Origin of the sequence: Rosenbergiella nectarea (assembly GCF_900111105.1) — a bacterium.
GTDB lineage: Bacteria > Pseudomonadota > Gammaproteobacteria > Enterobacterales > Enterobacteriaceae > Rosenbergiella > Rosenbergiella nectarea.
In genome coordinates this window covers 343,776-354,209 of the sequence record NZ_FOGC01000002.1, presented here as the reverse complement: position 1 = coordinate 354,209, position 10,434 = coordinate 343,776, and the positions used below count along the sequence as shown (strand labels likewise).

The 10,434-nt window shown below is 49.9% G+C and carries 8 protein-coding genes; 1 reads left to right on the top strand and 7 read right to left on the bottom strand.

The features are described 5' to 3' along the window. The 5 genes from BMX14_RS04560 to BMX14_RS04540 form a co-directional block, all read right to left on the bottom strand. On the bottom strand, nt 1–1,671 hold a 1,671-nt coding region (locus BMX14_RS04560; RefSeq protein ID WP_143056385.1), incomplete at its 3' end, for a two-partner secretion domain-containing protein. Nucleotides 1,672–1,681: 10 nt separating this feature from the next. After that, complete coding sequence (locus BMX14_RS04555; protein WP_092673423.1) at nt 1,682–3,310, bottom strand: ShlB/FhaC/HecB family hemolysin secretion/activation protein; 1,629 nt, start codon at nt 3,308–3,310, stop codon at nt 1,682–1,684. Between the two features lie 1,109 nt (nt 3,311–4,419). Next, nucleotides 4,420–5,289, bottom strand: a complete 870-nt coding sequence (rfbA, locus tag BMX14_RS04550; protein WP_092673420.1) for a glucose-1-phosphate thymidylyltransferase RfbA — start codon at nt 5,287–5,289, stop codon at nt 4,420–4,422. Further along, complete coding sequence (gene rfbB / locus BMX14_RS04545) at nt 5,286–6,368, bottom strand: dTDP-glucose 4,6-dehydratase (protein ID WP_092673417.1); 1,083 nt, start codon at nt 6,366–6,368, stop codon at nt 5,286–5,288. Before rfbB ends, rfbA begins: the two co-directional genes overlap by 4 nt. Nucleotides 6,369–6,466: 98 nt before the next feature. Then, on the bottom strand, nt 6,467–7,633 hold the full coding sequence (locus BMX14_RS04540) for a nucleotide sugar dehydrogenase (protein ID WP_092673414.1): 1,167 nt from the start codon (nt 7,631–7,633) through the stop codon (nt 6,467–6,469). 357 nt (nt 7,634–7,990) lie between these two features. On the opposite strand from BMX14_RS04540, the gene BMX14_RS04535 reads away from it, so the two are divergent. Next, entirely contained in the window at nt 7,991–8,311 is a 321-nt protein-coding gene (locus BMX14_RS04535; RefSeq protein WP_092673412.1) for a hypothetical protein, read from the top strand. A gap of 40 nt (nt 8,312–8,351) precedes the next feature. Here the strand turns inward: BMX14_RS04535 and BMX14_RS04530 are convergent, their stop codons facing one another. Both BMX14_RS04530 and hpxD read right to left on the bottom strand, forming a co-directional pair. Continuing rightward, nucleotides 8,352–9,320, bottom strand: coding sequence for a PDR/VanB family oxidoreductase (locus BMX14_RS04530; protein ID WP_092673409.1), 969 nt, complete (start codon nt 9,318–9,320; stop codon nt 8,352–8,354). 8 nt (nt 9,321–9,328) lie between these two features. After that, nucleotides 9,329–10,360: a molybdenum cofactor-independent xanthine hydroxylase subunit HpxD gene (hpxD, locus tag BMX14_RS04525; RefSeq protein WP_092673406.1), complete on the bottom strand. Its 1,032-nt coding sequence runs from the start codon at nt 10,358–10,360 to the stop codon at nt 9,329–9,331. Between the last annotated feature and the right edge of the window lie 74 nt (nt 10,361–10,434).

Sequence of the window (10,434 nt, the reverse complement as noted above, 5' to 3'; positions counted from 1 at the left end):
AATCGTCAGCGACTCGCCTGCTTGGATCAGCCCCCGATCGTTATCCACTCCTTGGCTAGTCAGCTCGAGCTTTTTGCTGGCGCTGATCACCCCTTGTTGATTGTTCAGGCTGGATGAGGCGGTATTGATCGCAATCTGCGCGGCGCTGATCTGCCCCTGCTGATTGTTAAGTTGCGAGCCGGTCAGTGTTAAGCGCTGACTCTGCGTGATGATGCGGCCTTGGCGATTATCAATGCCGTCCTGGAGTGACAGCGTTAAGGCTTGTTCACCGCGGTGCTGTAGGGTGCCCGAACGATTGGAGAGTCGCGTTGCCTTAATGGAGAGTGTTTCGCCACTCAGGTGGCCCCCATCATTATTAAGCTGTTGCGCGCTATCAACCCTAATCTGTTGCGCCACGACCACGGCCTTTCGTGTCTCGACGTTGCCTTTGCTGGCGATAAAGTCGACGCGATTGGCGTGAGTCTGGCTAGTATCGGCGGTGATCTGTGTCGCCTTAACGACTACACTGTCTTTGGCACGCTGATCACCACTGAGCGTAATAGCGTCTTTACTAGATAGCAGTAAGTGACCGGTTTGGCTCGTTTTCCCGTCACGCGTGATCCCGGCAGCGATTGTGCCACGGCTCGACATTTTCCCCGCAGAGGACAGCTGGATATGCTGGCTCGCTTGCAGATGACCACTGTGCGTGAGCGTACCTTGAGTGGTGATCATCACCTCTCCCGCGGCAGCGCCCAGCGTCCCGGCATTATGGACCCCAACGCCGGACTCGGTCCCGCGTAACACAATTTTATTGGCGTACATGCCCCCCAGCAGGGAGACATCTATCGCAAACTGAGGGCGTTCACTGCCTTCCCTTGTTTGCACCGTTACCTCGCCATTGCGGGCATCGATCGTGTTCTGGCCGGTGGTGATCGACAGGGCCTTCGCCTGCAGCGAGGCGTTTATTTTCACGGCACGGGCCAGTAGCTCAGTGCTGTCTTGGCGAGTACTGTCCATCCCCTTACCCTCGACGCGGATCATCCCCTGCTGCACCGCGTAGTGGCTGATTTGGCCATCCGATAACTGCGCCTGCCCGGTGGTTAAGGTGGTTCGATTGGCGTTGATAAAGCCGCAACCATCGCAGGTAATTCCCGCGGGGTTAGCGATAATAATGTCGGCTTGGCGACCGGCGACCTCCAACATGCCATTAAGCAAAGAGGGGTCTTTGCTATTCACCTCATTGAGAATAACTTTTGCTTCGCCTCTGGCGAGCCACGGATTACCAGCAACCTGTCCGGCGAGCTGGGTCTGACTGATGGTCCGGCCGTTATTTAGGATCGCGCCCCGGTTCTCAATATCAAACTGCGTATACTTGTTATGCGACACCCCTGCGGCACTCGGGGCTTGAATATTGATCTGCTCGATACCGTTCGCCGTCTGTAAGACGGTCGGCTGCTGGTGCGCAGAGGCCTGCGAGTCCGCGATAACCTTCGCCTGGGCCGGAAAGCTAATACCGCCTACGGCCAACAACATGCCCAAGCTTAGCCGAGTTAAACGGAACGTCGCCGAAGAAATGCGAGTTGCGGGGGAGCAAGGTGCGGTAAGTGCATAAGCCGATACGGTAATATCGGCGACCACCATCGCCATGCCTCGGGCGTGGTTGAACACAATACGATAGCGATTTTTATTCATCCCTGAATCCTTAATATTGCCAATTTACCGTAAAGCCAACGGTGAAACGGTCCTTCATAAAACCTTGCGGAGCAGATAACGGGATGCCGACAAAGGTATCGTACCCGGTCGATAATGCCTGTCCTCGAACCCCTAGCACGCTTCCCGCGAGAGAGCGTCCCAATTGCTGGTAGGCACTTCTTCCTCTAAGGGCTCCATAATCTATCCCCAAATAGAGCTGTTGCGCGGCAAAGGGGGTAGACCAACTCCATTCATTACGGACTAATGCCCCGCGATCCGCGCTAAGTGAACGCTCGCCATTAAAACCTCGCACCGTCCATCGGCTGCCTATCGAGAATTGTTCGGAGGGCGTTAACTTTGTTGAGGTAAATTGCTGTTGATACAGGAGCTGATAGCGAAAGTGCTGCGTGGCGATCGTAAAAGGGTATGCTAGGTCAGCGGTTAGCTGAACGATACGACTGAGTGCCGTTGCTTCGCCAACGATTTCTTCACTCGCCGGGAGTGCGCCGAACCATCGCGTGCCCTGTTGGTAACTGACGCCAAGATTCAGCACGGCATGATGAATAAACTGTTGATGCTGAAGGGTCGCCTTCCACGACGTGGTTTTTCGATGCTGAGCATCGATAGCCGTATCATCAATAAAATTCTTAGATCCCCGCAGCGCCAGCTCCCCAGTCAGGCGAGTTTTATGATGGGGCCCTCGAAGGATGATACGCCCCAGCTGCAGCGCCATCTGCTGGCTCTGACCACGATAACGGTAGTCAGCATTCAACCCCGCTATGGTCTGAGTGTAATCATTGTGACTGCCGGTCACACTGGCCAGCCAATAGCCATAGGGCACCGAGTACTGCCCGGTATAATTATGGGTGCCCTTACCCCCGCCGGGTAGCAAGGATCTTCCGGCGTAAAGGTATAGACTGTCGCTGAGCGTGAGGGGGTTATCGAGATAAAGTGTCGTCCCGCCTTGATAACGACCTGTACTTCGCGTTCCTGAGTCGTCGAGAGACAGCCCGAGTCGCCACTTGCGCGATTGCTGCCAATTCACGATGATATCGCTCTCCCCAGGCCGTTCTGTCGGGACAATCTCCATACTCGACTGGACTGTCGGCAGGCGCTGTAGATTTTCCAACCCTTGCTCCAAACCGCGAAGATCAAGCAGATCGCCGGTGTGCGTGGGGAAGGCACTGGTAAGGGAGATACCTTGACGAGACGGTGCGGCGGTAGTCAGTTGGCGCAGCTTACCCGGTACTATCGTCAGACGGAGACGCTGAGTGGTCAGATCCTGCTCCGGAGCCAGTACGCGCGTGGTCACATAGCCATGATCCACCAGCCGATTCTGCAGGCGTCGCATCAGTAAGTTTATCCCTTTACTGCCTATGCAGTGCCCTACTGCAGTGTTAGCGACTCGCTGTAGGGAAAGCCGACTCGGTACGGCCTCTACACCGGAGAGTGTGACCTGCTCCAGCAGAAAACAGGGCGTCTCTTGAGGAAAACCTTTCTCTAGAGGGGGAAGCGTTGGTACATCGAGATGAACGGTCGGTTCATTTGGCGCTAAGCGCTGCTCCAACGCCCGCTGCTGCGCTTGCTGATGAATAAGCTGCGGGTCATCACTGAGCGGTACTACCGATGCCAGTTGCATTGAGGGCGATGTATCTCGCCGAAGCGGATCGGAAGATGCCTCACTCTGTACCGAAAAACAGAGCAGACCCAAAGCCGGTAACAAGGGTTGGGGGAAAGTAATATGATATACCACGAGTTTCCCTTTCGTGTTTAGCGCGTAACCGTCCTGTTACACGTTGATGTCGAATGCTATGTTGACTGCAGAGGTAACCTTAACAAGCACTCGCGATATAAATACAGTGTTATTGCTCAGCAATAAGCACTTTCACCATTTTTTTTGTGCTCTATCACAATAAAATGGGGGTTATTTGCTTCGCTAGGCGATTATTTAGATTTTGGATAGACTATTTTAAGTAATAAGCATTAAAAATTAACGCAACGATTAATTCATCTTGGTTTGAATACCCCATACAGTGGTCGATACTAGGGGTTTACCCTAAGTTAATTTCTATAAACATTTAAGTCTTATTAAAAATCCTCTATGCATACTAGTTACTGCATTTATTGCGTTATGATAAATCTTAGGGTGATACCTAAAATTGACGCTGTTATGTAGAGTGATTAACCTAAAAACAATCGTTGATCGGGTCGCAAAAGATCCTGTGCTCCGGGGATACAACCAATCACGATTTATCACCCCTTTTCGAAAAGATAAAAAGAGTGAAGGTTATTTTATTCTTTATTCGCGTTTCAACTTAGGGGACTTCACGTAATACCACTCGCCTTTTCCTCAGCGCCGCCCCAAGTACAGCTTATTATGGGTGTATCATCGATAACGCGACAGAATAGAAAAATATTGATGAAAACTTAGCTCGCGAAGGTAAACGCTGCCATTAATGAGTCCTACAACACCCAATATGCTCAGCGGGCAAAAGCGCAGTGGGATCACACTATTATCAATGATTGCACTGTCGAAGCCTCTATCTGGATAAAAGAGACATTTGCTTATTATGATGGGTTTTATTTATGCCTCATTGAACACTATATAAGGCGTCTAGCGTATCTTAAGAAATTCGATAAGCGATATTAGGAATAATACAACTGCAATGGAAAGATAACCAGTCGATAAGGGCTTAGAAATATCAATGAATAAAAAAGAGGCAAACACCATTGCCCCTGTGTTGTTCATTATATCAGCTCAATTACTGTCGCAAGATATTCGCCATAGCGCGTTTTCGCCAGACGTTGGCTTTGCGCCAATACTTGTTCACGAGTTAGCCACCCTTGACGGTAAGCGATTTCCTCTAAACATGCGACCTTAAAACCTTGGCGTTCTTCAATGGTATGAATAAACTGGGACGCATCGAGTAAGCTCTCGTGTGTGCCGGTATCTAACCACGCAAACCCTCGACCTAACCTTTCGACGTTTAGCTGGCCACTTTCCAAATACATTTGGTTGATCGCCGTGATTTCTAGTTCACCCCGTGAAGAGGGTTTAACCTGTTTAGCCATCTCGGTCACTTGATGGTCATAGAAATACAGACCCGTTACCGCCCAGTTAGATCGTGGATGCGTCGGTTTCTCTTCGAGAGACAACGCTTTAAACTGTTGATCGAACTCCACCACTCCGTAGCGTTCTGGATCACGCACTTGGTAGCCGAAGACCGTTGCACCTGATAGGTTTTCCGCAACCGAGACTAACTTACTGCCGAAACCTTGCCCGAAAAACACATTATCGCCGAGTACCAGCGCACAGTCCTCACCTGCTATAAAGTCTTCACCAATCAGAAAAGCTTGCGCGAGTCCTTCCGGTTTCGGCTGTACCTCATAGGTCAAGCGCAAACCAAACTGTTGCCCATCCCCCAACAACCGTTGGAATGAAGTCAGATCGTCGGGTGTGGTGATGATCAGAATATCGCGGATCCCGGCGATCATTAATACTGAGAGCGGATAGTAGATCATCGGTTTATCGTAAACCGGTAATAACTGTTTAGAAATACCTTGGGTGATCGGATAGAGACGGGTACCGGAGCCTCCCGCTAGGACAATGCCTTTCATGACTTATCGCCTTCTTGTTGATAAGAGATAGGTTCGACAGTGGCATAGCTACCATCCAACACAGCCTGCCACCAGCGCTGATTATCCAGATACCATTCAACCGTTTTGCGTAATCCTGATTCAAAGGTTTCGAGTGGCTGCCAATCGAGTTGCTGCGCAATCTTACTCGCATCGATGGCATAGCGCTTATCATGGCCAGGGCGGTCGGCCACAAATTGAATAAGTTGCGAGTAGCTCGTGATGCCTTGTGGCTTCTCAGAGAAACGTTCATCCAAAATTTGGCAAATAGTGTTGACGACATCGATATTACGTTTTTCGTTATGTCCACCGATGTTATAGGTTTCGCCAATCTCGCCCTCAAGCGCCACGCGAAGCAATGCCCGTGCGTGATCGGCCACATATAGCCAATCGCGGATCTGTTCCCCTTTACCATAAATAGGCAGAGGCTTGCCCTGTAATGCATTGAGGATCACAAGAGGGATCAGTTTCTCAGGGAACTGATAGGGCCCATAGTTATTCGAGCAGTTGGTGACGACTATCGGTAACTGGTAGGTGCGATGCCATGCCCGAACCAGATGATCGCTTGCGGCTTTCGAGGCTGAATAGGGGCTACTCGGCGCATAGGGCGTTTGTTCTGTAAAAAAGTCATTGGTCTCGGCTAAATCACCAAACACTTCATCGGTCGAGATATGGTGGAAACGAAAAAGAGCTTGTTCTGTGGAAGGCAACTGCTGGTAATAATCGCGCGTCGCCTCCAACAGCTGAAAGGTGCCAATAATATTCGCTTCGATAAAATTATCCGGTCCCGATATGGACCGATCGACATGGCTCTCCGCGGCAAGATGCATCACAATTTGCGGCTGGAACTCAGTAAAAAGCTGGCTAATCACCTGCCGATCACACACAGAGGAATGGCTGAAACGATAGCGGGGATGAGAACTGACTGGCTTCAGTGACTGAAGATTTCCTGCATAACTTAAGGCGTCAATCACTAAAACCTGATGCTCTGTCTGTTCAATAATTTGCCTGACAACTTCGGAGCCGATAAAACCCGCACCGCCCGTAACCGCTATTCTCATTTTTCTTCCCTGTGATGGGTCCGATTCATTAACTGAGGCTATTGTACCGTACAAAACAAAAAAGGCTGACAAAAGTCAGCCTTTTTTCGTCTTAAAAGTTAATCATTGCCAAAAAGATCACGGGTATAGACTTTACCCTGGACATCTTGCAACTCTTCGACCAGACGGTTAGCAATGATCACATCGCATTGCTGTTTTAACTGTTGCAGATCATGGGTCACTGGCGAATTAAAGAAGGTTTCTTCGTTTAACACCGGCTCATACACCATGACCTCGATACCCTTGGCTTTTAACCGTTTCATAATGCCTTGAACGGCCGAAGCACGGAAGTTATCAGACCCCGCTTTCATTACTAAGCGATAAATTCCTACGCGTTTCGGCTGTTTTTTTAGAATACTCTCAGCGATAAAATCTTTACGGGTGCGGTTCGCATCAACAATGGCATTGATAATGTTATTCGGCACCTGTTCGTAGTTCGCCCGTAGCTGTTTGGTATCTTTCGGTAAGCAATAACCACCATAACCAAAGGAGGGATTATTGTAGTGATTACCGATACGCGGATCGTGACTCACCCCTTCAATAATCTGGCGTGCATCCAGGCCATGATGTTCCGCATAGCTATCCAGCTCATTAAAGTAGGCAATACGCAGGGCAAGATAGGTATTGGCGAAGAGTTTGATGGCTTCGGCTTCGGTCTCTCTAGTTAACAACATGGGGACCTGTGGTGCTATAGCCCCTTCGAGAAGCAACGCTGCAAATTGTTGAGCAAATTCATAGCAGCCTCCGACAATAATGCGCGAAGGGTAAAGGTTATCCTTTAATGCACGCCCTTCTCTTAGAAATTCAGGCGAAAAGAGTATTCGATCAGTCGCCAACCGCTTTTTTAAGCGATGTGTAAACCCTACTGGCACAGTAGACTTTATAACGATGACCGCTTGCGGGTTTAATAATTGGACCTTGGTAGCAACCCGCTCAACACTCTCTGTATTGAAGCAGTTATCCTGTGAATTGTAGTCGGTAGGCGTTGCAATAATTACCCACTCTGCAGCCTGAAAAGCCGCTGTTTCATCCGAAGTTGCAGACAGTTTTAAGTTTTTATTATTTAAAAAGTCGGTAATTTCAGGATCGACTATAGGAGAGTGCCCACAGTTAAGTTGGGTAACACGCACACTATCAATATCAAAAAAAGTGACAGAATGATGTTGTGCCAGCAAAATTCCGTTTGCTAAACCTACATACCCCATACCTACAACCGTAATTTTCATAACATGCTCATCCTTGGGAAATGTTTAATGGAGACTAACCATCTAAACATGAGGAACTTAAACAATGCCTCATTATGCATAGCCGAAGGATCGTTCTATATCTGGAATACGCCCTAAATTAGCCACTATTGTCCAACAATGATGGTTAAGACCAAGCCTTAAGCGGCGTGCTGCAAGGGGGATGAAAGATAAAGAATGGCATTTTTTACGTTAATGGGGGTATTCAATTTACCTCTTTTTAGTAAACGGTAGTGACCTACAGATACCCAGAAATATCTGTTTTTTATTCGCTGTCGCTCGCAGTAGATAAAGCCTCAACTATAATTAGAAATGATACTTTCCATTTGGAGAATAAGAATGAAAAAATTAGCGATTCTTGCTTCAGCATTGACCCTTTCCTTTGGCGCCTTCGCGGCGACGCAGGCAAGTGAAGAGACACTGGCGACAGCGCATAAAGGCGCAGACACCGCCAAAGAAAAATTACATGAAGCACAAAACACCGGCGCACAACAGAAACTTAAAGCGCAGCATGCCGCTGAAGGAAAAGCGAACTCCACCGGCAGCAAGATTTCCGAAGGCTCGCAAAAGGCTTGGCATAGCACTAAGCAAGGTGCAGAGAAAGGCTGGGATAAAACCAAAGAAAGTGCTGAAGATCTGAAAAATGATATTTCACCCTAGTCATTAGGGTCAGGGTCCTATCCTAGGATAGGACCTTCGTTCACAAATCTAAGACCAACACTTCACTGCGACTACGCGAACAGCACAGGGCAACTTGCTGTTGCGCCCCACTCTTTTCTTGCTCGCTTTGCACCGTATCGCGGTGGTCGACCTCACCTGAGACGACATTCGTCAAGCACGCGCCACACATCCCCATTTCACAGGAAAGTGGTATCGAGACCCCTTGTTCAATTAACACCTGAGCAATAGTCTGCTGTGGGCTGACGGGCCATTGTTGGCCGGTCGAGGCGAGAGTAATAATAAAGGACTCGTCGTCACTAACCTCACTGCTGGCAACGGCGGGTTTAAAGGCTTCGGTATAAATCGCCGCAGCCACCCAGCCCCTTGCCAACGCAGCCTCTCGCTGATGCTGCATAAAGGCCTCGGGTCCACAGAGATAGATCAAAGTGTCTGTATCGGGATGCGTTAATTCAGCGGCCAGATGGTGCCGAGGACTATTACCCTCCTCGCTTAACCACAAATGACATTCACCATATTGCCAAGGCGCAGATAATGCCGATTGGTAAGCCGCCTGCTGAGCATGACGACAATAGTAGTGCAAGGTAAAGGCGATGCCTTGCTGCTCTAACTGCAATGCCATCGCATACAGAGGAGTGATGCCAATCCCGGCGGCAATCAGCAGTACACGCTTAGCGGGCTGCAGTGCAAACAGATTACGTGGCGTAGAGAGGGTGAGGCGATCGCCGGGCCGTAATTGTTGGTGTACATAACGCGTTCCCCCCCGGGAGGCCGCGTCATGGGCGACACAGATCTCGTAGCGCCTGCGATCGCCCGAGGATCCCGTTAATGAATATTGGCGGATCAGTCCGGGCGCAAGGTGCACATCGATATGCGCGCCAGCCTCCCAGGCGGGTAACAAGGTATTCGGTGAGTCCGATACAAAACTGACCGCTAAGTTGCCCGTTCCCTGCAAACACAGGCTCTCTACGATGACCGATAACTGTTCCATTGAACACCTCACACTAAGAAGAAGTCGCCAAAGCCCATCTTTTTTAACCCACGGCGGTAAGCAATGGAGCTACGGTCGGCAGGGATATGGGCTTCTAGACTGAGATCGAGCGGCAAACGCTCTGGCATCTGAGTTTCCACCATTAATCGATCTTCTTCGAAGACGCGTTGGTTAAAGGCATACACATCTTCCACTGGAATATCGAGATCAAAGTTACGCGCAATCGGTGCAAACATTCGTGTTTTACGCGCCGATACCGGCGAAGCAGCATTCATAATCACCAAGCGGGCTTCACCGGGAAAGTGAATGGTCAGAGTGGCGGTGAAAGGCAGATGCATTTCGAAGTGGCGTAACCATTTAAAGCCCTCTGGCGCACGAAATTCGCTACTCGCCGGATAATTGCCGACGGTGCTCCAGTAATCGGCTTCGAAGCCATAATCTCGTTCCACCGCGTGATAATCCGGGACCTGTTGATTATTCGCATCGGCAAAGGTCTCGGTATGGATCCACGCGAAGTGCGCGACGTCGAGGAAGCCTTCGACCTGCCGACCCGCAAAGCCATTCACCTCGAAACCGGGACAGTTAATTTGCTGGAAACCTGCCGTGTGCCAGTGCGGCATCACCGGTAATTGGGCCGGTTTTTCACTATTGGGCGCAAGGCAGACCCAAATCAGACCATAGCGCTCTTCCACAGCAAAGGTTGAGAGATTGAGCTTGGCGGGGATAGGTTGACCGGGACTCGACGGGATACGATTACATTTCCCGCCTTCGCCAAAGCGCAGACCGTGATAAGGACAAACGATACCCGCCTCATCATGAAAGCCGAGGGTCAAGGGGACACCCCGATGCGGGCAGACATCTCGAGCGGCAACCACCTCCCCCGCGATTCGATATAACACCAACTGTTCATCCAGCAGCACCGCTTTAACGGGTGCGCCTTCAATATCCATCGCCCGAGCAACCGGATGCCATTGTGCAGCCAGTTTCAACCAATCATCAGGCTCGAAAGTACAGTGTGCGGGAGGGGTGACCTTGCTCATAATAAATTCCTTAATCGTACGGAAAGCTGTTTTTGTTATAGGTTTAGTGATAAACCTTTTAACTGTTCCAATCC